At 62.8% G+C, this 24783-nt stretch carries 23 protein-coding genes and 2 pseudogenes; 9 read left to right on the top strand and 16 right to left on the bottom strand.

Annotation, left to right across the window (positions count from 1 at the left end):
* Window positions 1–570: 570 nt before the first annotated feature.
* Window positions 571–765, bottom strand: a complete 195-nt coding sequence (locus QNJ43_RS18190; protein ID WP_300471989.1) for a DUF1192 domain-containing protein — start codon at window positions 763–765, stop codon at window positions 571–573.
* Window positions 766–918: 153 nt separating this feature from the next.
* Here QNJ43_RS18190 and QNJ43_RS18185 point away from each other — a divergent pair, with 153 nt between their 5' ends.
* Together QNJ43_RS18185 and QNJ43_RS18180 are read left to right on the top strand one after the other, a co-directional pair.
* On the top strand, window positions 919–1917 hold the full coding sequence (locus tag QNJ43_RS18185; protein WP_300471988.1) for an NAD(P)H-quinone oxidoreductase: 999 nt from the start codon (window positions 919–921) through the stop codon (window positions 1915–1917).
* Window positions 1918–2080: 163 nt separating this feature from the next.
* Complete coding sequence (locus tag QNJ43_RS18180) at window positions 2081–2809, top strand: cell cycle transcriptional regulator TrcR (protein WP_300471987.1); 729 nt, start codon at window positions 2081–2083, stop codon at window positions 2807–2809.
* 349 nt (window positions 2810–3158) lie between these two features.
* Here the strand turns inward: QNJ43_RS18180 and QNJ43_RS18175 are convergent.
* From QNJ43_RS18175 to tkt, 11 genes and pseudogenes are all read right to left on the bottom strand, one after another.
* Window positions 3159–4192 (bottom strand): annotated as a pseudogene (locus tag QNJ43_RS18175) (peptidoglycan -binding protein).
* A gap of 1 nt (window position 4193) precedes the next feature.
* A pseudogene (locus QNJ43_RS18170) lies at window positions 4194–5203 on the bottom strand (flagellar motor protein MotA).
* A gap of 146 nt (window positions 5204–5349) precedes the next feature.
* Window positions 5350–6150, bottom strand: a complete 801-nt coding sequence (locus QNJ43_RS18165; protein ID WP_300471986.1) for an inositol monophosphatase family protein — start codon at window positions 6148–6150, stop codon at window positions 5350–5352.
* 97 nt (window positions 6151–6247) lie between these two features.
* Window positions 6248–6811: an elongation factor P gene (gene efp, locus QNJ43_RS18160; protein ID WP_300471985.1), complete on the bottom strand. Its 564-nt coding sequence runs from the start codon at window positions 6809–6811 to the stop codon at window positions 6248–6250.
* A gap of 164 nt (window positions 6812–6975) precedes the next feature.
* Window positions 6976–8190, bottom strand: coding sequence for a hypothetical protein (locus QNJ43_RS18155; protein ID WP_300471984.1), 1215 nt, complete (start codon window positions 8188–8190; stop codon window positions 6976–6978).
* A complete protein-coding gene (locus QNJ43_RS18150; RefSeq protein WP_300471983.1) occupies window positions 8187–8846 on the bottom strand; it encodes a thiamine phosphate synthase in 660 nt (219 codons plus the stop codon). The genes QNJ43_RS18155 and QNJ43_RS18150 overlap by 4 nt, the downstream gene beginning before the upstream one ends.
* Before the next feature lie 484 nt (window positions 8847–9330).
* The gene (locus QNJ43_RS18145) at window positions 9331–10356 is read right to left on the bottom strand and encodes a class I fructose-bisphosphate aldolase (protein ID WP_300471982.1); all 1026 of its coding nucleotides are present in this window, start codon (window positions 10354–10356) and stop codon (window positions 9331–9333) included.
* A 58-nt stretch (window positions 10357–10414) separates the two neighbouring features.
* Window positions 10415–11608, bottom strand: coding sequence for a phosphoglycerate kinase (locus tag QNJ43_RS18140; protein ID WP_300471981.1), 1194 nt, complete (start codon window positions 11606–11608; stop codon window positions 10415–10417).
* Between the two features lie 56 nt (window positions 11609–11664).
* Window positions 11665–12180, bottom strand: a complete 516-nt coding sequence (locus QNJ43_RS18135; protein WP_300471980.1) for a GNAT family N-acetyltransferase — start codon at window positions 12178–12180, stop codon at window positions 11665–11667.
* 202 nt (window positions 12181–12382) lie between these two features.
* Window positions 12383–13393 carry a type I glyceraldehyde-3-phosphate dehydrogenase gene (gene gap / locus QNJ43_RS18130; protein WP_300471979.1) on the bottom strand — a complete coding sequence of 337 codons (1011 nt, stop codon included), beginning with the start codon at window positions 13391–13393 and terminating at the stop codon, window positions 12383–12385.
* Between the two features lie 160 nt (window positions 13394–13553).
* On the bottom strand, window positions 13554–15566 hold the full coding sequence (gene tkt, locus QNJ43_RS18125; protein WP_300471978.1) for a transketolase: 2013 nt from the start codon (window positions 15564–15566) through the stop codon (window positions 13554–13556).
* 688 nt (window positions 15567–16254) lie between these two features.
* Here tkt and QNJ43_RS18120 point away from each other — a divergent pair.
* The 6 genes from QNJ43_RS18120 to QNJ43_RS18095 all read left to right on the top strand — a co-directional run bounded on the left by QNJ43_RS18120 (window position 16255) and on the right by QNJ43_RS18095 (window position 19640).
* Entirely contained in the window at window positions 16255–16536 is a 282-nt protein-coding gene (locus tag QNJ43_RS18120; RefSeq protein ID WP_300471977.1) for a DUF4164 domain-containing protein, read from the top strand.
* Window positions 16537–16539: 3 nt separating this feature from the next.
* Window positions 16540–16917, top strand: coding sequence for a cell division protein ZapA (locus tag QNJ43_RS18115; protein ID WP_300471976.1), 378 nt, complete (start codon window positions 16540–16542; stop codon window positions 16915–16917).
* Window positions 16918–17241: 324 nt separating this feature from the next.
* Window positions 17242–17640: a RebB family R body protein gene (locus QNJ43_RS18110; RefSeq protein ID WP_300471975.1), complete on the top strand. Its 399-nt coding sequence runs from the start codon at window positions 17242–17244 to the stop codon at window positions 17638–17640.
* Between the two features lie 56 nt (window positions 17641–17696).
* A complete protein-coding gene (locus tag QNJ43_RS18105) occupies window positions 17697–17987 on the top strand; it encodes a hypothetical protein (protein WP_300471974.1) in 291 nt (96 codons plus the stop codon).
* Between the two features lie 220 nt (window positions 17988–18207).
* Complete coding sequence (locus QNJ43_RS18100) at window positions 18208–18792, top strand: 5-formyltetrahydrofolate cyclo-ligase (protein ID WP_300471973.1); 585 nt, start codon at window positions 18208–18210, stop codon at window positions 18790–18792.
* A 29-nt stretch (window positions 18793–18821) separates the two neighbouring features.
* Window positions 18822–19640 (top strand): TIGR00282 family metallophosphoesterase, encoded by an 819-nt coding sequence (locus QNJ43_RS18095; protein ID WP_300471972.1) that lies wholly within the window; start codon window positions 18822–18824, stop codon window positions 19638–19640.
* A gap of 442 nt (window positions 19641–20082) precedes the next feature.
* On the opposite strand, the gene QNJ43_RS18090 is transcribed toward QNJ43_RS18095, so the two are convergent.
* Window positions 20083–21261: an aldehyde dehydrogenase family protein gene (locus QNJ43_RS18090; RefSeq protein ID WP_300471971.1), complete on the bottom strand. Its 1179-nt coding sequence runs from the start codon at window positions 21259–21261 to the stop codon at window positions 20083–20085.
* A 538-nt stretch (window positions 21262–21799) separates the two neighbouring features.
* Here QNJ43_RS18090 and QNJ43_RS18085 point away from each other — a divergent pair.
* Window positions 21800–22549 carry a YebC/PmpR family DNA-binding transcriptional regulator gene (locus QNJ43_RS18085; RefSeq protein WP_300471970.1) on the top strand — a complete coding sequence of 250 codons (750 nt, stop codon included), beginning with the start codon at window positions 21800–21802 and terminating at the stop codon, window positions 22547–22549.
* A gap of 647 nt (window positions 22550–23196) precedes the next feature.
* On the opposite strand, the gene QNJ43_RS18080 is transcribed toward QNJ43_RS18085, so the two are convergent.
* From QNJ43_RS18080 to QNJ43_RS18070, 3 genes are all read right to left on the bottom strand, one after another.
* Window positions 23197–23715: a GNAT family N-acetyltransferase gene (locus QNJ43_RS18080; RefSeq protein WP_300471969.1), complete on the bottom strand. Its 519-nt coding sequence runs from the start codon at window positions 23713–23715 to the stop codon at window positions 23197–23199.
* Window positions 23716–23831: 116 nt separating this feature from the next.
* A complete protein-coding gene (locus tag QNJ43_RS18075) occupies window positions 23832–24278 on the bottom strand; it encodes a TSUP family transporter (RefSeq protein ID WP_300471968.1) in 447 nt (148 codons plus the stop codon).
* Between the two features lie 39 nt (window positions 24279–24317).
* Window positions 24318–24548, bottom strand: a complete 231-nt coding sequence (locus QNJ43_RS18070) for a hypothetical protein (RefSeq protein ID WP_300471967.1) — start codon at window positions 24546–24548, stop codon at window positions 24318–24320.
* Window positions 24549–24783 lie beyond the last annotated feature (235 nt).

The following is a 24783-nucleotide window of genomic DNA, read 5'->3' as shown; positions in this document are numbered from 1 at the left end:
GTGAGCTTTGCCTTTACGGCAAGCCCGGCCATTTCATCTTGCCGGAGCTCTTCTGTTTAGATGGAACCCTTCTTTTCAAGTTCCCTCCGGCTCAGATGTGTCCTGTTACGATCCAGGTTGCGTTTTCCGAACCTGTACAGAGCAAAGGGTGTGCCAAGCTTCCGGGGGCGCAACTCGTCCCCCGGTGAAATGGCCGTCTCCACGGCCTCTGCCGATCGCCTGCGAGGGTTAATCATAGCGTAAACGGGGGTAAAAAAAGAGCCGCAAGGATGCGACTCTAGAGAAGTTAACAGGGAGGCGTCAAACAGAGCGGACAGGAGCCACTCAAGGTCCAGAAATTCTGGATAATTTCGTTAATAATCCAGAATGCTTAATGGGCAATAAACGAGTCGACCGAAAATCGGCCATATCGGGGGCGCGGAAAGAGAATCACCCCCGCACTCCGCCTGTGAGAGAGGGCGATGCGGCGCGGGAGGGGAATCGGTGAGGCGGGGAAAACACCGGATGGGCCCGCCCCGGTTCAATCCGGGACGGGAAGCGGTGCGTCGCCCCCAAATGGCTGAATGGAGGCTAGCGACTGAACAGTGCGTCGGCAGCGGGGTGGGTGGCCGCTTTGGTGTTTTTCTCGGTCTCCAGCCGGTCGATCTCGATACGCAGCAGATCGATGCGTTCCTGGAGTTCTTCCACCGACAAGGCGCTCAGGTCCTGTCCGACCATGTGGATCGCGGGCGCGATGCGCGGGGGATCGTCGTCGGCAAAAGCCATTTGCTTTCTCCCGATACGGTGCCAAGTGCTTATTCTAACAAAGCGCAGGGGCAGGGGGAGTTGTTAGTGTGGTTGTCAGTCGTTGCGACGACGGCTACACCCCCACGGGGACGACAATCCCGAAAGCCCCAGCGTCAGATCGAGGAGCACCCCATGAGCAATCTGCCCGAGACAATGACTGCGATCGCCATTCCCGAGCCCGGCGGTCCGGAGGCGTTGGTACCCGAGACCCGGCCGCTTCCCGAAATCGGCGGCAGCGAGATCCTGATCCGGGTGAAGGCGGCGGGCGTGAACCGGCCGGATGTCTTCCAGCGCCAGGGGGCCTATCTGCCGCCGCCGGGCGCATCCGATCTGCCGGGGCTTGAGGTTTCCGGCGAGGTTGCGGCCATGGGGCCGGATGCACGGCGTTTCAAGGTGGAAGATGCGGTCACGGCGCTGACGCCGGGCGGCGGCTATGCCGAATTCTGCAAGGTGGAGGAGAGCAACACCCTGCCGAAACCCGATGCGCTGAGCTTCGTGGAAGTGGCCGCGGTGCCGGAGACCTTCTTTACCGTCTGGTCGAATGTCTTCGACCGGGGCGGGCTGAAGTCGGGCGAGAACTTTCTCGTCCACGGCGGCACGTCGGGGATCGGCACCACGGCCATCCAGCTTGCCAAGGCCTTCGGCGCGCGCGTCTTCACGACCGCGGGCGGTCCGGAGAAATGCGATTTCTGCCGCAAACTCGGGGCGGATCTTGCCATCGATTACCGCGCGCAGGATTTCGTCGATGAGATTCGCAACGACACCGACAAGCGCGGGATCGATCTGACGCTCGATATGGTGGGCGGCGATTATGTCGCGCGCAACTGGAAGGTGGCGGCGATGGACGGGCGCATCGTGCAGATCGCGACGCTCGACGGCGTGTCGGAGAACGTCAATTTCTCCATGCTGATGGCCAAGCGGCTGACCCATACGGGCTCGACGCTGCGGCCGCGCGATCCGGCCTTCAAGGCGGCGATTGCTGCCGCCCTTGAGGAAAAGGTCTGGCCGCTCATCGAGGCGGGCAAGGTGAAACCGGTAATGGATTCCACCTTCACCCTTGCGGAAGCCTCCAAGGCTCATGCGCGGATGGAAAGCTCCGGCCACATCGGCAAGATCGTATTGACGGTGTGATGGAGTAATGCGGGCGCGGGCGTCTTTGTACACTTGCGTAAAATTGTTGGTTTGCGTCGCGGCGGGGGAACGCCTATATTCACCTTGGTTTCCCGTCAATTTGGCGATTTGCGGCTTTCCCGGGGCGCTTCCTCGGGGGACCGGACGAGAGGAGTTTATCGAAATGGCGAACACGCCGCTGATGCCCAAGGCGACCGCGGTCTGGCTTGTCGACAATACGTCGTTGTCGTTCGATCAGATCGCCGCGTTCTGCAATCTGCATCCACTGGAAGTGAAGGCGATTGCCGACGGCGAAGCCGCGCAGGGTATCAAGGGCCTCGATCCGATCCAGACCGGACAGCTCACCCGCGAGGAGATCGAGCGTGCGCAGAAGAGCCCCTCGGCCACGCTGAAGCTTTCCGTGCCGAAGACGCGCGTTCCCGAGGCCAAGCGCAAGGGCCCGCGTTATACGCCCGTCTCGCGCCGCCAGGACCGGCCGAACGCGATCATGTGGCTGGTGCGCAACCATCCGGAACTCAAGGACGCGCAGATCATGCGTCTCGTCGGCACCACCAAGCCGACGATCGAGGCGATCCGCGAGCGCACCCACTGGAACGCGGCCAACCTGACGCCGTCCGATCCGGTGACGCTGGGCCTCTGCTCGCAGCTTGAGCTGGATCTGGAAGTGGAAAAGGCCGCCCGTCTCGCCCTGTCGCCGGTGGAGCAGCCGGAAGAGGTCGCGACGCTGCTGCCGGTCGAGGACACCACCTCGGAAGAGGCGATGGCCGCAGCCTCCACCAAGCCCGCGCCCAAGCAGCCCGCGGAACAGGAATACGCCGCCGCCGCGGTGTTCGCGAAGCTCGCGTCGCTGAAGAAAGACAAGAGCGACGAGGACGAGGGAGAAGGCGAATAAGCCCGTCCATCGATCCGGGAACGACAAGGGGCGCCTCAGGCGCCCTTTTTGTGAGCTATTGGGGGAAGGGGATACGGAGAGGCTTTGCCGCAGCTTCTTGCGCTGGATTCCGGATCAGCGTTCGGCTCCGCCTCACTTGTCCGGAATGAGGAGTGTGAGCTGAGTTGTAACCATACGCCAACGGGGCCGTATCAGGTGCCGCACACTCTTCACCAGGGTGTGGTTATAACTCACCCCTTGCTCGTCATTCCGGACGGTCTGCAGCGTAGCTGCATAGCCAGATCCGGAATCCAGAAATCAGGGCAGGGCGGCGCGCCTCGCTCGCTCCTCTTTCTTTCTCCCTGCCCGTCTACCGCGTCGTGAGCTTCAGCTCGATGCGGCGGCTCTTGGCGTAGGCCTCGTCGGTGTTCTCGTCGTCGAGCGGCTGGTTGGAGCCGAAACCGGCGGCGACCAGACGTTTGGGATCGACGTTCTTGTCGATCAGGTAGCGCACCACGGAAATGGCGCGGGCAGCCGAAAGCTCCCAGTTGGAGCGGAACCGGCTGGCTTGCGAGACGGGGCGGATGTCGGTGTGACCGTCGACGCGCAGCACCCAGTTGATCTCGTCCGGGATCTCGCCGGAAAGCTCCTTGATCGCGTCGGCCAGCTTGTCGAGTTCCTTCTGACCGGCGGCGTTGATCTCGTCGGAGCCCGAGGAGAACAGAACCTCCGACTGGAAGACGAAACGGTCGCCGACAACGCGGATGTCGGAGCGTTGGGACAGGATCTGGCGCAGGCGGCCGAAGAAGTCGGAGCGGTAACGCGACAGTTCCTGCACGCGCTGGGCAAGGGCCACGTTCAGCCGTCGGCCGAGATCGGCGACCTTGTGGTCTGGCTCTGGTGGTCGCGGTCCTCTGAGGCCTCCAGTGCATCCTCAAGGGCGGCGATCTGACGGCGCAGTGCCGAGATCTGCTGGTTGAGCAGTTCCACCTGGGACAGGGCGCGGGCGGAGATGCGCTTTTCGTCGGAAAGCTTGCCTTCCAGCGTGGCGATGCGCCCGCCGGCCTGCGAGGCTGCGCTGGTGTTGCTGTCGACCATGCCTTGAAGACGGCTCTTTTCATCCTCGGCGCTTGAGAGGCTCGCCTGCAGGGTGGTGATCTGTTCCTGCAGGTCGCGATTGTTGCCGCGCGACAGGGCGAGCAGTTGCGTCAGTTCGCTGATCTGGGCATTCAGCCGGTTCAGCACCGTGTCGCGGCCGGAAATCTCCTGGCTCAGGAAGAACTGCGAGAGCATGAAGACGACGAGCATGAATATGATGACGAGCAGCAGCGTGGCCATGGCGTCGACGAAGCCCGGCCAATAATTCGTGCTCCTGTCGCGCCCTCGGCCGCGCGAAATCGACATCTCAGTCCCTCGGGTTTCTGAACGCTTCGGAAAGCGTTTCCAGAAGCGTCTCGATGCGGGCCTGCTGTTCGGACTGACTGTACGCCCATTCGCGCATCATGCGCTGTTCGGTACGTACGTGCTGGATGAGGTCCTGAATGCCCTCCGCCAGGTTCGCCATGGCCTGCGAGGTGGCCCGGCTGCCGCTGTTCACGCCGTTTTCCTGCACCGTGCGGCGAAGCTGGTCGATGGCCACGCGCAGTTCCGAATAGGTGTTTGTCTGATCGACCGAGGAATAGGGCGCGCCGTCGTCGTCGATCTCGATGATCGTGGAGAGCCAGTCCTCAAGCTCGTTGTAGAAAACGCGTCTGCGCCTGGGTCGCCTGCAGCTCCAGGAAGCCCAAGAGCAGCGATCCGGTCAGACCGAAGAGGGAGGAGGAAAACGCCGTGCCCATGCCTCCGAGCGGGGTGGCAAGCCCGGTCTTCAGGTCTTCGAAAATCACATTGGCATCGCCGGAGCCGACATTGAGCGACTGGATCACGTCACCCACCGCGCTGACGGTCTGCAACAGGCCCCAGAAGGTGCCGAGCAGGCCGAGGAAGACCAGAAAGTCCCGTCAGGTAGTGGCCTAACTCGCGCGCCTCGTCGAGGCGCGTGCCGATGGAATCCATGATCGAGCGCATCACCTGCGGGGTGATGGCGGTCTCTCCGATCCGGTTGCCGAGCAGCACCGACATGGGGGCCAGCAGGACTGGGGGGCGGTGCACCTCAAGGCCCGGATCGCCGAGGCGGAAACCGTTGACCCAGTTGACCTCGCGAAACAGCCGGATCACCTGGATGAAGGCGAGCACGATGCCGAGCACGCCAACCAGAATGATGATGGAGTTCAGGAAGGGATTGCTGGCAAAGGTGGTGGCGATCTGCCGGTAGAGGATGATGGGAATGAAGCTCACCAGCGCGAGAAATATCAGTATCCGCCAGAGGTAGATCTGGGGATTGGAGAGCTTATAGGGATCGAGATCGCGTGCCATCGGGTCCTCCAGCCAAGCTTGTTAACCTGTTGGCAGTGATACCGTGATTTCCGGCGTCATTGAAACCGGAAATCCTCGCATGGCGGTGCTATCGTGGTCCGGGCAGGGGCGCGGATTGCGCAAAAGGGGCGCAAATCCGGCGGAAATCAGGCGGGCTTGCGGGCCTTCTTGAGGAGCCCGAGAAGGCCGCGATGGATGTATTCGTTGCCGGCTGCAACCGATTCCGTCTCGAAAATCTTCTCGCCGCCAGTGATATCGGAGACGTATCCGCCGGCTTCGCGAATCATCAGAAGGCCTGCCGCCATGTCCCAGGGCTTCAGGTCGTGTTCCCAGAACCCGTCCAGACGACCGGCGGCCACCCAGGCCAGATCGATGGAGGCGGCGCCCGCGCGGCGGATGGCGGAGACCTCGCCCATGACGTGCTGGATTTCCATCAGCGCCAGACCGTGATCGCCGCGGCCCAGATGCGGAATGCCGGTGCCGATGACGCAATCGGTCATGGTGGTGCGGCCGGAGACGCGCAGACGGCGGTTGTTCATGAAGGTGCCGTTGCCCTTCTCCGCGATGAACAGCTCGTTCATGACCGGGTTGTAGATCACGCCGGCGACGATCTGACCCTGGCGCTCGAGCGCAATGGAGATGCCGAAGATCGGAATGCCGTGCATGAAGTTGGTCGTGCCGTCGAGCGGATCGACGATGAAGCGATGCTGCGGGTCGGCGCCCTCGGTGGAGCCCGATTCTTCCATCAGCAGCGAATAGCCCGGACGCGCGCGTTGCAATTCCTCACGCAGGATCTTTTCCGCGCGGGTATCTGCGGCGGTGACGAAATCCCCTGGTCCCTTGCGCGAGACCTGAAGGTTTTCAACTTCGCCGAAGTCGCGGGTGAGGGCGCGGCCTGCCTTCGTGGCGGCGACGACCATGACGTTAAGAATCGCGGAACGGGCCATTTTGCCCCTCCTTGGGGGCTGGACTGATTTCGGCCGACGGATGCCGGTCGAAAAGCTGAGACTTGCGAAAGTTCGGAATGAAGCGGGGAAGGGCGCCCTACTCGGCGCGCTTCACGTAGGTCACTTCGTTGGTGTCGACCACGATCTTCTCGCCCGACTTGATGAAGGGCGGGACCAGGACGCGCATGCCGTTTTCAAGCGTTGCGGGCTTGTAGGACGACGACTGGGTCTGTCCCTTCACCACCGCATCGGCCTCCACGATCGACAGCGTGACGAACTGCGGCAGGGTGATGCCGATGGGCTTGCCCTCGTGCATTTCCAGCGTCACCGTCATGCCGTCCTGCAGGAAGGCGGCGCGGTCGCCGACAAAGTCATTCTGCAGTTCGATCTGCTCGTAGGTGTCGCTGTCCATGAACACCAGCATGTCGTCCTGGGCGTAAAGGCACTGGAAGTCCTTCTGCTCCAGGCGCACGCGCTCCACCTTGTCTTCGGAGCGGAAGCGTTCATTTAGCTTACGCCCGTCGATAAGGTTCTTCATCTCCACCTGGGCGAAGGCGCCGCCCTTGCCGGGCTTGACGTGCTGAACCTTGACCACGGCCCACAGGGTGTCCTGGTGCTGCAAGACGTTGCCGGGCTTGATTTCGTTGCCGTTGATCTTCATGGATTTCGTTCGCGTCGTTAGGTAAAGGGCCAGGCCTTGATGCCGCGGATGCGGTTTCAGCCAGTGCGCGCTGTCTCCACCACATTTCGGCGTTCTTTTCAAGGTAAAATGCCTCATTGTGCGGGTTTATGGGTGTGTCGTCGGGGCGTCGCCGCCGCTTGAGGCTACTTGCCTGCGGTTCCGTTCAAGGCTCCGCCGGCAGCGCCGTTCGCAGCGTGAGGCACGCGCGCGGCCGTGGCTGCGCCGGGCACTTGGCCCTGCGTCCAGTTGGAGGCTTCCCGACGGGCCTTCTCAAGGGTCACCTCGTCGAGCGAGCCCATGAAGCCGTCCAGCCACAGATCGGAAAGCCCAGCATTGCGGGCTATCAGGTGCCACGTCGCGGCCTTCAGCGGATCGACGTCCACACCGTGCCCGGTCGCGTAGAGACGGGCAAGCCGGTTCATGGCGACGGGGTTGCCCGCTTGCGCGGCGCGCTTGAACCAGCTCGCGGCATCCTTCTCATCGGGTTCCACGCCTTCGCCGTTGAAGCGCAGGATGCCGTAGCGCACCTGTGCGGCGACGGAGCCGTTGCGCGCGGCGCGTCCCATCCAGAAGGCGCCGTGGCGCGGATCTCGGGCCGGGGCATCGGGGTCGAGATAGGCGTCGGCCAGGGCGTACTGGGCGTCCACGTCGCCGTTCTCCGATGCCTGCTTGAACAGCTCCAGCCCCTTCTTGCGATCGAGTGGACGGCCGTCGACTTCGATGTAGAGAACGCCGAGATTGTAGACGGCATCGTCGATCCCGGCCTTGGCGGCCTGATCGAAGAGTTCGCCTGCCCTTTCCTTGTCGGCCTTCACGCCGGTGCCGAGCAGGTAGTAGAGGCCGAGCCGGTAGGCAGCCTGAGGATCGCCCGCCTTGGCGGCAATTTCGTACCAGCTTGCGGAAACCTTGACGTTCTGATTGACGCCGAAGCCGCGCTCGTAGAGCGCGCCCAGCAGGGTCTGGGCGGCGTGGTCGCCGTCCTGGGCCTGCCGCGTGGCGACGGCGACGGCGGTCAGGTAATAGCCGCGCTGGAAAGCGCCGTAGGCATAGTCGCGGCTCGGATCGCGGGGCACGGGGCCGGTGGCGATCTGCGGCGGTTCCTCGATCGCCATCGGTAGGCGCGGAAACCGTTGTCCGGGCACGTTCGGGGTCTGGACGATCGGAGGCGTCTTCAGCCCCGGCCGTGCAGCGGGCGGGATCATGGCCGGCGGGGTAGCGCCGGTTTCGGGAGAGGTCGAGGGAACGGGCGGCGGCGCTTCGGCTGAACTCACGCAGGCGAGCATGGCCGCTGCGGACAGCGCCAGGCGTCGATGTCGGCGCACGAGACGACGTGACGGGTGCCGCTTGGCCTGCCTCATCCGGCCGCCTCCTCGGCGGCCTTCAGCTCGGCGGCAACCATATCCAAAATGGCGTTGGCCTGTTCCACCGCCGCCTTCAGTCCGTCCGGGTGCTCCCAGACGCCGGCGCGCAGGGCGACGAATTCGGCCTTGGTCTCCGCGACCTTGCGCACGGAGACGATATCGCGTCCGGCCAGGGCCACGCAGGGGATCTCGAACACTTCCGCCCACCACCCGGCGAAATTGATGGTCTTGCGGTGGGCTTCCTCGTGCTCCTCCAGGTCCAGCATGTTGAAGAAGACATAGTCGGTATCGAGCTCGGCCAGCTCCATTGCCTGATGGCGTTCCTTGATGTGGCCGACGCCGACGATGCGGTTGGGCTGGAAGCTTTCCTGGGCGAGTTTCAGATCCTCAAGGCCGCTGTCGATCTGAACGCCGTAGGCACGCGAGCGCCCGGCGATCTGCGTGTCGTTGAGGATCAACGCGGCGACGCCCGCTTCCTGTGCGACGGGCACGATCTTTTCCGCAGTGGCCTGAGCCGCCTGCGTGTCGTCTGCGGCGAATGTGATCAGCAGGCAGGCCACGTCGTCGCCGGCCAGCGCCTCGCCGAGGGGACCGGCGAAGGTCTCCGCATCGAAGTCCGGCGGGGTGATGAGAAAGAGGTGGGAACGGAACACGGGGCTTACTCCTGAGGGCATCCGAAAGGGATCTGGCACCCAATAACGGCAAAATCGTGCTGACGGCAAATTGGTAGACGCGTGCGGTCAAGAAATCGTTGCGACGGGGAGAGGAAATGCGGGGGAGGGAGGTCGGGCTTTTGTGGCTCATTTGCTGAGGCGATCGCGTATGTCGACGCAAACTGACACAACTACGATTGTCATCCCCGCGCAGGCGGGGATCCAGTAACCACAGGATCCGGTTGAGGCGCAAGAACCGCGTACGTCTCTGGAATGCTGGATCCCCGCCTGCGCGGGGATGACAGTCAGAGGCAAAACGCGCTCGTTTCGGGTTCTGAGGAGAGGCGCCGTCTTGAAGGATCTGCGGTCTCCTTCTCCGGGCGTTCTTTCGCTTCTCCGCCACAATCAAACCGCACCCGCCAGACGCAAATTGACGGGCGCGGGGCCCGTCGATTCGTAGTCTCTCAATCCGGCAGAGCCCGCGTTACGCGGTCTCCAGGTCCTTCGACCAGGTGCCGGTGGCGGCCAGGCCGTTCATGCGGGCGCGGTGCTTGAAGGCGGCCTGGGCGGCTTCCCAGTTCTCGTCCTTGCCCGACCATGCCTTGAGGGCCGCCTGCTGCAGGGCGCGGCCGTAGGAGAAGGTCAGCGTCCAGGGCAGGTTGCCCATGGCGTTCATCAGCGAGAGGTTCTCGGTCACCTGCACATCGTCCTGTCCGCCCGACAGGAAGGCGATGCCGCCGACGGCCGCCGGGACGGTTGATTTCAGGCAGCGCACGGTCATTTCCGCGACTTTTTCTGGGCTCGCCTGATACGGGCACTTCTGGCCGGCAATGACCATGTTCGGCTTCAGCACCATGCCCTCAAGCAGGATGCCGGCCTGATAAAGTTCGCCGAAGACGGTGTTGAGCGTCCATTCGGTGACTTCGTAGCAGGTCTGGATGTCGTGGCCGGAGAAGGCGCCGTCCATCAGCACTTCCGGCTCCACGATCGGCACGATGCCCGCTTTCTGGCACAGGGTCGCGTAGCGGGCGAGTGCGTGGGCGTTGGCCTGGACGCAGTTGGAAGACGGCATGGCGTCGCCGATGGTGATGACCGCCCGCCACTTGGCGAAACGCGCGCCAAGATCGTAGTACTCGGCCAGGCGATCGCGCAGGCCGTCGAGGCCTTCGGTCACCTTCTCGTCGTCGAAACCGGCGAGATCCTTGGCGCCCTTGTCGACCTTGATGCCGGGAACGGCGCCTGCGGCCTTGATCAGCTCGGTGAGCGGCGTGCCGTCCTTGGCCTTCTGACGAATGGTCTCGTCGTAGAGAATGACGCCGGAGATGCACTCGTTCATGGCAGCCTCGGCGCGGAACAACATCTCGCGATAGTCGCGACGATTGTCCTCGGTGTTCTCCACGCCGATCTGGTCGAAGCGCTTCTTGATGGTGCCGGTGCTTTCGTCGGCGGCCAGGATGCCCTGGCCCGGAGCCATCATGGCTGCAGCAATGTCTTCCAGATTGTGGCTCATGTGATGACCTTCAACTCCCGATTATGTTGGTCTTGATATTTGGTGCGGGGGAACCAGACTACCCGCGCTCGAGCGCCGCAACGCCCGGCAGAACCTTGCCTTCCAGCCATTCGAGGAAGGCGCCTCCGGCGGTGGAGACGTAACTGAAATCCTGGGCGACGCCTGCGTGGTTGAGGGTGGCCACCGTATCGCCGCCGCCTGCCACCGACAAAAGCTTGCCGTCCTTCGTGCGCGATGCCGCATGACGCGCGACGGCCACGGTCGCCGCGTCGAAGGGCTCGATTTCGAAGGCGCCGAGCGGGCCGTTCCACACCAGCGTGGCGGCTGCGTCGATCTTTGCCTTCACCGTGTCGATGGAGGCCGGACCAACGTCCAGGATCATCGCATCGGCGGGAACGCCGTCGAGCGGAACGATCTCGTTACCCGCGTGGGCGGCGAATTCCCTGGCGATCACGGCATCGGCGGGCAGCACGATCTCGCAGCCGCCCTTGTCCGCCTTGTCCATGATGCGGCACGCGGTGTCAGTCAGATCGTGCTCGCACAGGGACTTGCCCACATCGACGCCCTTGGCGGCCAGGAACGTGTTGGCCATGCCGCCGCCGATCACCAGCATGTCGACCTTGGCGACCAGGTTTTCCAGAAGATCGATCTTGGAGGAGATCTTCGCTCCGCCCACGACGGCCAGCACCGGGCGCTTCGGCTCCCCGAGGGCGGCGCTCAGCGCATCGAGTTCGGCCTGCATGGTGTGCCCGGCGCAAGTGGGCAGCAGATGGGCGAGGCCTTCGGTGGAGGCGTGGGCGCGGTGGGCGGCGGAGAAGGCGCCGTTCACGTAGATATCGCCGTTTTCGGCCAGCGCCTTGGCGAACTCGGGATCGTTCTTTTCCTCGCCCTTGTGATAGCGGGTGTTTTCCAGCAGCAGAATGCTGCCCGGCACCATCTTTTCAACGGCGGCCTGTGCCTCGGGGCCGATGCAGTCCTCCGCGAAATCGACCGACAGGCCGAGAAGTTCGGACAGGGGACGCACGACCGGTTTCAATGACATGGAGGGGATGCGTTCGCCCTTGGGGCGACCGAAATGGGCGAGCAGAATGACCTTGCCGTCGGCGGCTGCAATGTCACGGATGGTTGGCAGGACGCGTTCGATGCGGGTGGTGTCTGTGACCTTGCCGTCCTCCATAGGGACGTTCAGATCGACGCGCACGAGGACGCGCTTGTCCTCGAAATTCATGTCGTCGAGAGCGCGATAACTCATTACCCTTCGTGCCTCTAATTTATCTTTTTTAGCCGCCGGTGGGGTGCGCGGCGGCGTCAATCAAGGTCTTTGATCAGCAGGATCCACTGCTTCGTATCGGTTTTCCAGCCTTCGCGCACGGCCTGCCGTGCGGCAATTTTGCTATATCCGCAGCGTTCGTAAAGTCTGCGGGCCCCCACATTATCGTCGGCGACGATGATCGAGGACCGCGTCAGGCGTTCTTCGCGCGCGATTCGTTCGGCGATTTCCAGAAGGCGCGTGCCATGTCCCTTGCCGCGATGGTCGGGATAGACGGACAGCACGTTCACGTACCAACTTTCGGGTGCGAGGTTTTCAAGCTCCTGCAGCGGCACGAACAGGGCGGGCATGTCGTCGGTGGGCAGGGGAATGGAGTCGATCACGTAACCGGCCATCTCGGCGACTGTTCCCGTGCCCTCATCGATCACGACGATGTCGCTGTCCTCGGTTCTGGCCGCTTGGCGTGTGCGGCCGATCTCCCACGGGTCCTGGCCCTCTTCGGCCATGCTGCTCCACAGCAGCTCGGGCAGGCCGCTTTCGGCAAAGCTGACCAAATCTGCAAGCGCGCCTGCGTCCTCGGGGGGTAGTCAGACGGAAGGGGGGCGTCAGAGGGGGCATCGAACCGGCTCTCCGCGTTCGCTGTCATGAAACGCAACACGGGCACCGCCCCTGTTCCGTTCGCCGGCTTCCGACTTGAGGATTTCGGGGCGGGATAGAAAAAGGGCGCGGTCGTTGCCGCCCGCGCCCCTCAAGCGATCAGATGAGCTTGGCCATCGCCACGGCGGTGTCTGCCATGCGGTTGGAGAAGCCCCATTCGTTGTCGTACCAGGACATGACGCGCACGAAAGTGCCGTCCATGACCTTGGTCTGATCCATGTGGAACGTGGAGGAGTACGGGTCATGGTTGAAGTCCATGGAAACCAGCTTCTCGTCCGTGTAGCCGAGGATGTTCTTCAGATTGCCGTCGGCCATTGTGCGGATGGCCTGGTTGATCTCTTCAACCGTGGTCTCGCGCTTGGCGATGAACTTGAAGTCGATGACGGAGACGTTCGGTGTGGGCACGCGGATGGCGACGCCGTCGAGCTTGCCGTTCAGTTCCGGCAGGACGAGGCCGACGGCCTTGGCGGCACCGGTGGAGGTCGGGATCATCGACATGGCGGCGGCGCGGGTGCGGTAGAGATCCTTGTGCATCGTGTCCAGCGTGGGTTGGTCGCCGGTGTAGGAGTGGATCGTCGTCATGAAGCCCGTCTCGATGCCCACGGTCTCGTTGAGCACGTAGGCGACCGGCGCCAGGCAGTTGGTGGTGCAGGATGCGTTGGAGACGATCAGATCGTCCTTGGTCAGGGCGTCGGTGTTGACGCCGAAGACGATGGTCTTGTCGGCGCCTGCGGCCGGGGCGGAAACCAGCACGCGCTTGGCGCCGGCCTCAAGGTGCATCGAGGCCTTTTCCTTGGCGGTGAAGATGCCGGTGCATTCCATCGCGATGTCGATGCCGAGTTCGCTCCAGGGCAGTTCCTTGGGGTCGCGGATCGCAGTCACCTTGATGGGCTTGCCGCCGTCGATCGAAATGGTGTCGCCGGAAATCTCGACCTTGGCGGGGAAGCGACCGTGCACGGAATCATGGCGCAGCAGGTGGGCGTTGGTTTCCACCGGGCCGAGATCGTTGATGGTCACCACCTCGATATCGGTACGACCGGATTCCACGATCCCACGCAATACGTTACGACCGATACGTCCGAAACCGTTGATTGCGACCTTTACCGCCATTTCCTCTCACTCCTGTCTGAGCGCCCTCCGGCGGCGCCATTTGTTCGTTGCATGAACTTTAGAGCAACTTGCGCGCGAGTGTAGTCACTCGCGCGCAAGTTATCCGATCCAAATGGGTCAAAGCGGCGGCGGTCTTCCGCCGCTTACGCACCGTATCGCGTTACTCCTCGGTCGCGTCTTCGGCTTCAGCCTCCAGGCGGGCCTTGGCGCGCGTGACGATCACCTCGGCGGTGATGCCGAAGTGCTCGTAAAGCTCCTTGTAGGGGCCGCTGGCGCCGAAGCTTTCCATGCCGACGAAGAGGCCGCTGGCGCCGATGAAGCGCGACCAGCCCATCTCGATACCGGCTTCCACGGCGATCTTCACCGGGGCGGTGCCGATCATCGAGGCGCGGTAGTCGTCGGACTGGCGGGCAAACAGCTCGAAGGAGGGAACCGATACCACACGGGTGGGGATGCCATCCTCGGTGAGCTTGGCGTGGGCAGCCAGCGCGATCTCGACTTCCGAGCCGGTGGCAAACAGCGAGACCTTCGCGTCCTCGTCGCACGAGGCAACCTCGTAGGCGCCGCCGGCGCAGAGGTTCTTTTCCTCCAGCACCGTGCGGAAGGCGGCAAGGCCCTGGCGCGTCAGGGCCAGAACGCTCGGGCCCGACGTGTTCTCAAGTGCGATCTGCCAGCATTCCGCCGTCTCCGTCGCATCCGCGGGACGCAGCACGAGAAGGTTGGGAATGGCGCGCAGGGCCGCCAGATGCTCGACCGGCTGATGGGTCGGGCCGTCTTCGCCAAGGCCGATGGAATCGTGCGTCATCACGTAGATCACGCGCTGGCCCATCAAGGCGGAGAGGCGGATGGCCGGACGGCAATAGTCGGTGAAGATCAGAAACGTGCCGGAATAGGGAATCACGCCGCCATGCAGCGCCATGCCGTTCATCGCGGCGGCCATGCCGTGTTCGCGGATGCCCCAGTGGACGAAGCGGCCGGAGAAATTGTCCGGCGTGATCGCTTTCATGCCCTTGGTGCGGGTGTTGTTGGAGCCGGTGAGATCTGCGGAGCCGCCGATCATCTCCGGCACGACCGCGTTGATCTCCTCAAGCGCGACTTCGGAAGCCTTGCGGGTGGCAAGCGTCGGCTTCTCATCGGCGAGCTTGATCTTCAGCGCACGAATCGTGTCGCCGAGTGCGCTCGGCAGATCGCCGCGCTGGCGGCGTTCGAACTCGGCACGGGTTTCCGCATCAGCCGCCTCGAAGCGCTTGTGCCAGTCGGTGTTGGCCTGGGCGGCGCGCAGACCGGCGATCCGCCAGGCGTCGCGAATGTCGGCAGGGATCTGGAAGGGCTCTTCCGTCCAGCCGAGCGCCTCGCGGGTGGTGGCGATTTCTTCCGCACCCAGGGGTGAGCCGTGGGCGGAGTTCTTGCCCGCCTTGTTGGGCGAGCCGTAGCCGATCGTCGTCTTGCAGGCGATCAGGGTCGGGCGGTCGGACTTGCGCGCCTCTTCGATCGCGGTGGCGATCTGGGAGGGGTTGTGGCCGTCGACACTGGTGGTGGCCCAATTGCACGCCTTGAAGCGGGCGATCTGATCGGTCGAATCGGACAGCGAGATCGAGCCGTCGATGGAAATGCCGTTGTCGTCCCACAGCACGATCAGCTTGGAGAGCTTCAGGTGCCCGGCGAGCGCGATCGCTTCCTGGGAGATGCCCTCCATCAGGCAGCCGTCGCCGACCAGCGCGTAGGTATGGTGATTGACCAGGTCCTTGCCGAACTTCGTCTGAAGCATGCGTTCAGTCATGGCCATGCCGACGGCATTGGCGAGACCCTGGCCGAGCGGGCCGGTGGTGGTCTCGATACCGCCGCCGTGCCCGTATTCGGGGTGGCCGGCGGTGCGGGCGCCGAGCTGGCGGAAGTTCTTCAGCTCGTCGAGGGTGAAGTCCTCGTAGCCGGTCAGATGCAGCAGGGAATAGAGCAGCATCGAGCCGTGTCCGGCCGACAGCACGAAACGGTCTCGATCCGGCCACTTGGGCTCGGTGGGATCGAAGCCCAGGAAGCGGCTGAAGAGAACGGTGGCAATGCCGGCCGCCCCCATCGGCAGGCCTGGATGGCCGGACTTTGCCGCCTCAACGGCGTCGATGGAAAGGAAGCGGACCGCGTTAGCCATCCGGTTGTGTTTGTCGAGATCGGTCATCTGACACCTGTGGCCCCAGCGGCCGGAGCGGTCGCCGCAATCGTCCGAGGTTCTGGTTCAAAAAACGGAGGCGTTGCTTGAGGGAACAACGCCAGCGCCCCCGCCTGTGAGGCGGCACGACAAATAGCAGGAACCGACCTTGAGTCAATGCAAGGAGGCGGCGACCTCGGGGCAGGTTATGGGGAAAATCCGGGCCTTGCGAGGCCGGCGTCCCGCATCGCCGATCCTCAACTTCCGCAAGGAGATACGGAATCGCGCATGTGAAATTCGCGTGGCCCGGCTGTGACTTTTGTACATGTAATGCTGTGACTTTTGTACATGTAATTTTGCAAGATCGCTGTGCAAATGCCCGCGATTGTTGACGAACTGCGGATTGTACGCCTAAGTTCGCCGGTACCGGATTCTGCCCGGCCGTCGGTAGGCCGGGTCCCGAAGATACTGATTCCAAACCGCGTTCCGTAACCGGAAAGCAGCGGCGAAAGGTGTCGATGTAAAGTATTGGCAAAAATGTCATGTCCTTTCCGTATCGAGGTGCGATATCTAAGGACGACATGCCGGACGCACGATATCGCACGTCGGATTCCGATCCGGGGGCAGGTATCGGGAGCAGGGGACAGTGAATGGGGATCGGGGGACCGAGTTCAAGGCCGGAGCGTTCCGTGCCGAGCGGTTTTCGCACGGGTAGAAAATGAGCCAGGCCAGCAAACTCGATGCAGCTTTTCAGCGACTTTCAGCGTCGATCGGGCAGCTCGAAGCAGCCGTGAATCGGCATCTTGCAAGTGAAAAGACGGTCGTGGCGCTGCAGGATGAGCTGCAGCGGCTGAACGAGGACCGGGCCCGGCTGGTGGAAACGCTGGACGGGGCGGAATCGCGCTCCGATCGTCTGGAAAAGGCCAACAAGGAAGTCTCCCGCCGCCTCGTATCCGCAATGGAATCAATCCGAAAAGTTCTGGAAAGCCACGGAGGCTGAGGCATGGCTCAGGTCAGCGTGACGATCAACGGCCGCGCCTATCGCATGGCCTGCGACGATGGTGAAGAGGAGCGGCTTCTCGGTTTGGGACGCCGCTTTGACGAAACGATTTCGGAGCTGCGCTCCAGCTTCGGCGAGATCGGCGATCAACGGCTGACCGTGATGGCCGGCGTGATGATGACCGACATGCTGAGCGAGGCGGAGCGGCGTCTCAAGGCGATGGAGGCGGAGCTTTCCGCCTTGCGCGAATCACGCGAGGCCGCGTTGAGCCGCACCGCGGAAAGCCAGAGCGAGCTTGCGGGCCGGGTGGACGAGGCGGCCGGGCGCATCGAGGCGCTGGCGCAGGAGCTCAACAAGTCCGTACGTGAGGAGCAGGGCTAGCCCCTTCACATTTATTTGCTGGATGAAGAACGGGGGAATGCGCATTCCCCCTCTGGCAGGGCGGTCCGCGATGGCCTAGGTCCGCGATGGCCTATATGTCGTCGCGGCTTTGCTGCGCTGCGCGTTAGCAGAATTTGATCCCTAAGGGAGCTGTACCTGACCGGGCCCGTGGGTCCGGTCAAACGGCGCCCACCTACGTTGTAGGTTTCCCGGGATCACACTCTTGACGGCTGCCGTGGCTTCGCCAGTATTTCCCCCTCGACATTTCGCGTTCTCCTGTCGCGTCGCGCCTCCCTGGGTGCGGCCCAGGCTCTTCTGTGCCTTGTGTTCGACAAAAATGACGTTACGGTAGTTTCGCGCTCCGTCTGGCAGGCATCATTGTTCATTGCCGCCATGGTCGGTGCCTTTGCGCAGACAACTCGTTTTAACGCATCAGATATTGAGGCAGGCGTCATGGCGAACCCCACTCCGGTCAACAACCAGATCACCGATGCGGTCACTCAGACCAATCCTCAGGTCGTGAAGGAAGCTCCTGCCGTGGTAATCGGGAACCTGTACCAGACACTTGTGCATTCCACCGGGCTGATGTTCGAGAACTCGGTGAGCACCCAGCAGCAAATATCGACTTTGTCGCAGGCAGCCATCACTCAGGGGGTCATACAGATCTACTCCATCGATACGGTGGCTGACGCGATGTCCGTCTGGAAGATGCTGTCGGCGTAAGCGTGATGAACGCGGCCGGGGTCGCCATGTGTGAAAGGGGGCGCGAGGGAGGAAAGATGAACGCCAAAAGCACGGGCAGGAATGGAAGCGGTGAGACGGCCGTTGCCGACGCGGCTTCCAGTACACAGGCGGGGTACGCGGGCGGGCGCTGTCACGGTGAACGACGTGGCTGCGGTTGCGACCGGATTGATGCGGCGGAGGAGATGATCCTGAGTGGGCGCGACGTGAAACTCGCCGTGGAGGCAATCAGCTCGGCGGAAGCGGCAATGAAGGCGGCCGTGGAGCATTTCGAGCGTGTTTCCAAGGCCTCCACAGCCCTTCTGGCCGAATACCGCAAGGGGGGATGAATCGCGGGCGTGGAGTGTTATCATCGTTCGTGATTTCATCGTCGAAACGAGATGAACGGGGCCGTCTTGTCGGCCCCTTTTCGTATCCGTATTCTTGCGATGCGACCTGCTTTTCTTGTCGCAACAGGAGGGATACGAACGGCGTTTAACGCGCCGTGCCCGTCCCTTGCGGAGACGGAGATGGCGTAACTTCGCGGCAAGTCCTTTCTTCAGGAATTCCATGTTGAGCGATCCATTGTTACCCAATGCGACCAAAGAAGGCTTGCGCGCCGCAGCCCTTGCCCGGCGCGGTGCGCTGGAGCCGTCCGCGCGCATCGAGGCGGCGCTGGCGGTTGCGGAGCGAGCCGACGAGCTTAACCTTGCCGTCGGCGCGCGGGTGGCCGGTTTCTGGCCGATCCGCGACGAGATTGACCCGCGCCCGCTGATGAGCGCGCTTCGCGAACGTGGCCACGGCCTGTGCCTGCCGGTCGTGACCGAGCCGTATCTGACTTTCCGGGAATTGCTGCGCGGCGCGGAACTGGTGCCCGCCGGGTTCGGGACGAGCGCGCCGGGGCCTGAGGCGGCGGAGGTGATCCCCGACGTGCTCCTCGTGCCGCTGGCGGCGTTCGACCGGACCGGTCATCGCATCGGGTACGGCAAGGGCCATTACGACCGGGCGATTGCGGGGATCGGGGCGACCCGGCCGTTACGCCTGATCGGCGTCGCCTTCTCGGTGCAAGAAATCGACACGGTGCCCTTCGAGGATCACGACCGACGGCTCGATACGGTGGTGACGGAAACGGAGCTGATCCAATGCGGCGCCTGAACAATAACTCCAGATGTGAGGATGGCCGCATGAGGCTCCTGTTCTTGGGCGACCTGGTGGGACGCGCTGGCCGCAACGTGGTGATTGATCGTCTGCCGGGCCTGGTGGAGCGATGGGCGCTCGATTTCGTCGTGGTCAACGGCGAAAACGCTGCCGGCGGTTTCGGCATCACCGAGGAGATCTGCCAGAACGTGATCGATGCCGGGGCCGATGTGGTCACGCTCGGCAATCATTCCTGGGACCAGCGCGAGGTGCTCGTCTTCATCACGCGGCAGGACCGGTTGCTTCGTCCAGTCAACTATCCCAAGGGCACGCCGGGGCGCGGCGCGCATCTCTATACTGCGCGCAACGGTGCCAACGTTCTGGTGATGAACGTGATGGGCCGCGTCTACATGGATGCGATGGACGATCCCTTCGCTGCGGTGGATCGCGAACTTGAAGCCTGCCCGCTCGGCCAGGTGGCGGATGCGATCATCATCGACATGCATGCGGAAGCGACCAGCGAGAAGCAGGCGATGGGTCATTTCGCCGACGGGCGCGCCAGCCTCGTTGTCGGTACCCACACCCATGTGCCCACTGCCGATCATCAGATCTTGGAAGGCGGCACGGCCTATCTGTCGGATGCAGGCATGTGCGGCGACTATGACAGCGTGCTCGGCATGGAAAAGGATGAGCCGATCAACCGCTTTGTGACCAAGATCTCGTCGGGCCGCTTCACCGTGTCCACCGGCGACGGCACCTTGTGCGGCGTGGCGGTGGAAACGGACGACGCCACCGGGCTTGCCAGGAAAGTCGCGCCGGTCCGCATCGGCGGCAGGCTCAGCCAGTCCGTGCCGGATTTCTGGTAACCAGCAACGAGCCTTTAGGTTCTGTGTTTGGAGCCCATCCTTCGAGACGCCATCTTGCGACGGCTCCTCAGGATGACGTTATCGTGGTGTTGTTTTTGAAGACGCGGTCATCACTTACAACGTCCTCCTGAGTGTCAGGCCCGTAAATGGTATTGAGTTATTCCAGCTACGTTTCCTTCGTCATTGCCGGCTCCGATCGGCAATCCATGCCTTGATGCTTCACCGCGGTAAAGGGCAGATATTGTGGAATAATCCAGCGATATTCCCTGCCGGTAGATCACGGAATGGATCCCGGCTTGGAGGCCGGGATGACGAGCAGAGAGTATTGCGAGTAGTTCGATACCACTTGCGGGCGGGACACTGAGGAGGCGCGGAACGCCGTCTCGAAGGATGGGTCACAAGCCCCCGTCCCCCGAAATCTCCTCCACAGTTCGACCTCGTCTCAGAACAGCCGCCGCATTCGCCTTCGCATCCACAGGGGCATCTTGTAGGGCGGGTAGATCAGCTTGCTTTTCGGCTTCAGCGCCCGGTGCACGATCGCGCGGTCGTGGTAGAAGGCCTCGAACCCCGCCCGGCCGTGGTAGGTGCACATGCCTCTTTCCCCGATGCCGCCGAAGGGGAGGCGCGTGTTGATGGCCTGCGACAGGGTGTCGTTGATCGCTGCACCCCCGGAGGGCAGGTGTCGCAGGATGCGGTCTTGCGTCTCGCGCTCGTTTGAAAAGATATAGAGCGCCAAGGGTTTCGGCCGGTTCTTCAGGATGATCAGTTCGGTGTCGAGATCCTCATAGGCCATGATCGGCAGGATGGGATCGAAGATCTCGCCCGCCATCAGTGGATGAGACCAGTCCATGCCGGTGAGGATGGTTGGGGCGATATAGCGGGTGTTCGGATCGCTCTTGCCACCGGTAACGATTTTCGCCCTCGCATCAGGTTTGGTCAGGTGGTTGAAATGGCGGTCGTTGACGATGCGGGCGAAATCCGGGCTGTCTTCCGGTTCCGCGCCGTAGAACCGGCCGATGGTCTCGATCAGCTTTTCCTGCAGTTCGTCCTTGATGGCGGCATCTGCGAGAACGAAGTTCGGGGCGACGCAGGTCTGACCGGCATTGAGGAACTTGCCCCAGGCAATGCGCCGGGCGGCGATGTCGAGATCGGCGTCGGCGGTGACGATGCACGGGTTCTTGCCGCCAAGTTCCATAATTACCGGGGTGAGGTGGCTGGCGGCAGCCTCCATGACCGTGCGCCCGGTCTCCGTGCCGCCGGTGTAGAAGACGAGATCGAAGCGCTGATCGAGAAGCGCGCCGGCGATATCCGCCTCGCCCTCGAAAACGGCGACGTGGGCGGGCGTGAAGGTCTCGCGGATGATGCGGGCGATGACGGCAGAACTTTGCGGCGCGGTTTCGGACGGTTTGACCACGGCGTAGTTTCCGGCCGCGATCGTGGGGACGAGCGGGCCGAGCGCGAGCTGGAAGGGATAGTTCCACGGCGCGATGATCAGCACGGAGCCGTAGGGCTCGGGCCGGATGCGGCTGGAGGTGCGGAACGTGGTCATCGGAGAGTGAACGCGGCGCGGCTTCGTCCAGTTGCGCAGACGCTTGAGCGCGGTGTCGATTTCCTTCAGCACCAGCGCGACTTCGGCCGTATAAGGCCTCTGCCCTGGGGCGACCGAGGTCGTCGGCGACGGTGGCCAGGATGTCCTTTTCAGATTTGATGATGGCCTTGCGAAGCGCCTTGAGGTTCTGGCGGCGGAAGGCGAGGTCACGGGTGAAGCCGGTGCGGAAGACAGCGCGCTGATATTCAGCGATCGTGTCGAGTCCTTCGGGGGTGCGCGGAGACGGTTTCCGGCTTCCCGTCCGCTTGAGACGTGGTCTGATCTTTCTGTTCCGTTTGCTCGCTCATCGCCCCTCACTCCGCTCGTTTCACACGGCGTGGATGCCTATCGACACGCCTGTTCTTCTAAAGGTGAGGCTCTATCGGCCTTCACTCAATGGTGCGTGAGACGCGTTGATGCTGCACCCCGGCTGGATTTCCGCCGCGTTGCGAATTATAAGCTGCCCCTAAAGCCATTCCGCGAGGCGCCGTGTCGCCGGTGGGCCATCCACGCTCTGGCCCCGTGCACCCGCCTTGACGGCGAATTTCAATAACGAGATGCCAGGTAGCTCATGGCCGGACATTCACAGTTCAAGAACATCATGCACCGCAAGGGTCGTCAGGACGCGGTGCGCTCGAAACTCTTTTCCAAGCTGTCCAAGGAAATCACGGTCGCCGCGAAGGTCGGCAGTCTGGATATCGACGGCAACCCGCGACTGCGCCTTGCGGTGCAGAACGCCAAGGCCCAGTCGATGCCGAAGGACAACATCCAACGGGCGATCAACAAGTCGCAGGCGGGTGATGCGGATACCTACGAGGAGATCCGCTACGAGGGCTACGGCCCCGGCGGCGTCGCGGTGATCGTCGAGGTGCTGACGGACAATCGCAACCGTTCCGTCTCCAACGTGCGCTCCTACTTCACCAAGTGCGGTGGCGCGATGGGCGAGACGGGTTCCGTCGCCTTCATGTTCGACCGGGTTGGCGAGATCGTCTTCAAGCTGGAAGCCGGTGATGCCGACACGGTGCTTGAAAAGGCCATCGAGGCCGGGGCCGACGACGTCATCTCCGACGAGGACGGCCACACAATCTATTGCGCCTTCGAGGATCTGGGCGACGTTTCGAAGTCGCTGGAGTCCGACCTCGGGGAGGCCGAGTCGATCAAGCTGATCTGGAAGTCGCAGAACAACACCGAAGTGGACGAGGAAAAGGCCGGGACGCTGATGAAGCTGATCGGCATGCTCGATGACGATGACGACGTGCAGAACGTCTACACGAACTTCGAGGTTTCCGACGAGGTGATGGCGAAGCTGACCGCCGCCTGAGCGGCGGTTCGGACGCTTTCGAGACTGTTGCTGGAGGCGGGCCCCATCGGCCCGCCTTCTTTGTTTCGCCTCGAAGAGGTATTGTCTCTCGTTAGTTTTCGCTAAAGGCTTGTTGAATGGTATCGCCGCCTGAACCCGATCGAGAGTATGCATATTTCCGAGCCGTAGGGACGGAGGATCCTGCCGAGATTACTGCGGCTCTTGGCTTGTCTCCGGATTGTTGCTGGCGGGTTGGAGAACCATTCGAGCGTGGCGAAAGAACGTTCAAGCGCCGCTCGTCAATTTGGGCGATGGATAGCGGGTTTGATGATACGCAGACGCTCGAACGGCATGTCGCGGTCCTGTTGGCGAGACTCGAGCCCCATCGCGATGCGTTGCTAGATATTGGGGTGTTCTTCCGTACACAATTGGTGTGTGTTGCCTGTACCTATCAGACCTTTAGTTGTGAACTCTCTATTTGAATTGCAGCGACTGGCAACGATGATCGGTATTGGTTGCTGGTTTGATATTTATTACTCCGGAGATACTCACGAGGAGGTCGTGGTGCTCCGGGAAGAACTGGGACTGAGGCCAAGAGGCTTGCCGCCGGTTGCCTGAACGGGATATGGCCGGACCAGTATTTCGGCGATGACGTGCTCTCTTAGGGCCTAGGACCCCGCCCGGGTCAGTTGCAGTTCGTACACGTCAGCCGGAATGCCGCTGTTGCCGCCGCAATCCTGCGTCTCGACCGTTTTTGCAAAACCTGCCGCCTCGTAGAAGGCGACGGCCTTCGTGTTGGCCGGGTCGACTTCGAGCTTCAAAATGGAGGCATCGGACAAGGCGTTGGAAATCTCCTCCAGCAGATCCAGGCCGATCCCCTGGCCCTGGCAATCGGGGTGGACATAGAGCTGGTGCAGCATGGCGACCTTAGCCTGATCGGATGAGGCCTGTTCCGACATGGCGGCGAAGGCCACGCCGCCGAGGCGCGTGCCGTCATCGGCGACGATGAATTCTGAATGAGGCCGTTCCAACTGGTCTTCCAGCGTATCGATCGAGTGCCAGGAGGCGGTGATCTCAGCCACCTTTCCACGGCCGTAAATGCCGTCATAGGTGTCGTGCCAGGTCTCCGACAGCAGGGTCGAGACGGCTGCGAGGTCATCTTTGCTGACCGTGCGAACGAAGAACAAGGGCGACTCCAATTCCGATCGATGGGGCTGTGCCCCTTTAACCAGAAAGCGTCGGCTCCCGGTCTACCTCAACAGGTTGTCGAGCAGAGGAAGCGAGCCAAGCGCGGCCAGTGCAATCAGCGCATAGGGGAGGGGACCCGCCGGAAAACTACGTCGGAGGCGAGGCGAAAGGCGCGCGTGCCGCAAAAGAGCGCGATCGCATAGGCCGGAACCAGCACGGTGAGCAGGCGGGCGACATCCATCGTGAAGAAGCCGTGCCACCAGAACGCAACGAGCGAGCCGATGCTGGCGAGCGCGAAATAGATGATCAGATTGGCGCGGATGACGGGAGCGGACCACGGTCCGCTCATCCAGAAGGCGACCACCGGCGGTCCGGCGACCTGCGAGACGCCGCCCAGAAACCCGGCTGTCATTCCGACGTCGATGGAGACGGGAACCGTCGGCTGTTCCTTGTCGCGCCAGCCCAATATCAGCAGGGCGAGCAACGCCAGCACCAGCAGCGAGATGCCCCAGCGCAGCGCGAGCGTATCGCCGTGGGCGAGCACTGCCGCGCCGAGCGGCACGGTAAGAAGCCCGGCAACGACTGCCGGCAGGATGGAGCGTCAGTCGCACAGGCGCACTGCGCCGATCGCCACGGGCAGGGCGACGATATCGTTCATGACCAGAAAGGTTTCCCCCGCCAGCCGCGGATCGATGACAGCACTTGCCGCCGGCATGAAGATCATTGCCGCGCCGAAGCCCGCAAAGCCGCGCACCGCCGCGGCGGCGATGGCAGCGGCAATGACGACCTGGATCGCCGGATCGGACAACGACGGCAGGAACTCGCTGGGCATGGGGCGGCTTTCGACGGAAGGGGCGAATCGGGAGCTGATCCGGCGGATGGTGGCGGATGGTATGGTGCGGCAGGCGGAACATCGTGCTTCTTTGCCGGGAAAGAGAGGTTCGTGCGAATGGCCCATCCTTCGAGACGCCTGCCGATGCAGGCTCCTCAGGATGACGTTTTCGTGTTGGTGGTTCTAAAGAAGCCTGCAGCACACATAACATCATACTGAGGAGCCTGCATCGGCA

It is taken from the genome of Breoghania sp. (assembly GCF_030066895.1).
Taxonomy (GTDB): domain Bacteria; phylum Pseudomonadota; class Alphaproteobacteria; order Rhizobiales; family Stappiaceae; genus Breoghania.
Note: the sequence above shows the minus strand (reverse complement) of the source record. Positions and strands in the feature narration are given on the sequence as shown.

Bases quoted from the DNA above. Each gene is read 5' to 3' on its own strand.
- QNJ43_RS18190 (WP_300471989.1), bottom strand. From the start codon at position 765: ATGGCTTTTGCCGACGACGATCCCCCGCGCATCGCGCCCGCGATCCAC.
- QNJ43_RS18185 (WP_300471988.1), top strand. From the start codon at position 919: ATGAGCAATCTGCCCGAGACAATGACTGCGATCGCCATTCCCGAGCCC.
- QNJ43_RS18180 (WP_300471987.1), top strand. From the start codon at position 2,081: ATGGCGAACACGCCGCTGATGCCCAAGGCGACCGCGGTCTGGCTTGTC.
- QNJ43_RS18165 (WP_300471986.1), bottom strand. From the start codon at position 6,150: ATGGCCCGTTCCGCGATTCTTAACGTCATGGTCGTCGCCGCCACGAAG.
- efp (WP_300471985.1), bottom strand. From the start codon at position 6,811: ATGAAGATCAACGGCAACGAAATCAAGCCCGGCAACGTCTTGCAGCAC.
- QNJ43_RS18155 (WP_300471984.1), bottom strand. From the start codon at position 8,190: ATGAGGCAGGCCAAGCGGCACCCGTCACGTCGTCTCGTGCGCCGACAT.
- QNJ43_RS18145 (WP_300471982.1), bottom strand. From the start codon at position 10,356: ATGAGCCACAATCTGGAAGACATTGCTGCAGCCATGATGGCTCCGGGC.
- QNJ43_RS18140 (WP_300471981.1), bottom strand. From the start codon at position 11,608: ATGAGTTATCGCGCTCTCGACGACATGAATTTCGAGGACAAGCGCGTC.
- gap (WP_300471979.1), bottom strand. From the start codon at position 13,393: ATGGCGGTAAAGGTCGCAATCAACGGTTTCGGACGTATCGGTCGTAAC.
- tkt (WP_300471978.1), bottom strand. From the start codon at position 15,566: ATGACCGATCTCGACAAACACAACCGGATGGCTAACGCGGTCCGCTTC.
- QNJ43_RS18120 (WP_300471977.1), top strand. From the start codon at position 16,255: ATGAGCCAGGCCAGCAAACTCGATGCAGCTTTTCAGCGACTTTCAGCG.
- QNJ43_RS18115 (WP_300471976.1), top strand. From the start codon at position 16,540: ATGGCTCAGGTCAGCGTGACGATCAACGGCCGCGCCTATCGCATGGCC.
- QNJ43_RS18105 (WP_300471974.1), top strand. From the start codon at position 17,697: ATGAACGCCAAAAGCACGGGCAGGAATGGAAGCGGTGAGACGGCCGTT.
- QNJ43_RS18100 (WP_300471973.1), top strand. From the start codon at position 18,208: ATGTTGAGCGATCCATTGTTACCCAATGCGACCAAAGAAGGCTTGCGC.
- QNJ43_RS18095 (WP_300471972.1), top strand. From the start codon at position 18,822: ATGAGGCTCCTGTTCTTGGGCGACCTGGTGGGACGCGCTGGCCGCAAC.
- QNJ43_RS18085 (WP_300471970.1), top strand. From the start codon at position 21,800: ATGGCCGGACATTCACAGTTCAAGAACATCATGCACCGCAAGGGTCGT.
- QNJ43_RS18070 (WP_300471967.1), bottom strand. From the start codon at position 24,548: ATGCCCAGCGAGTTCCTGCCGTCGTTGTCCGATCCGGCGATCCAGGTC.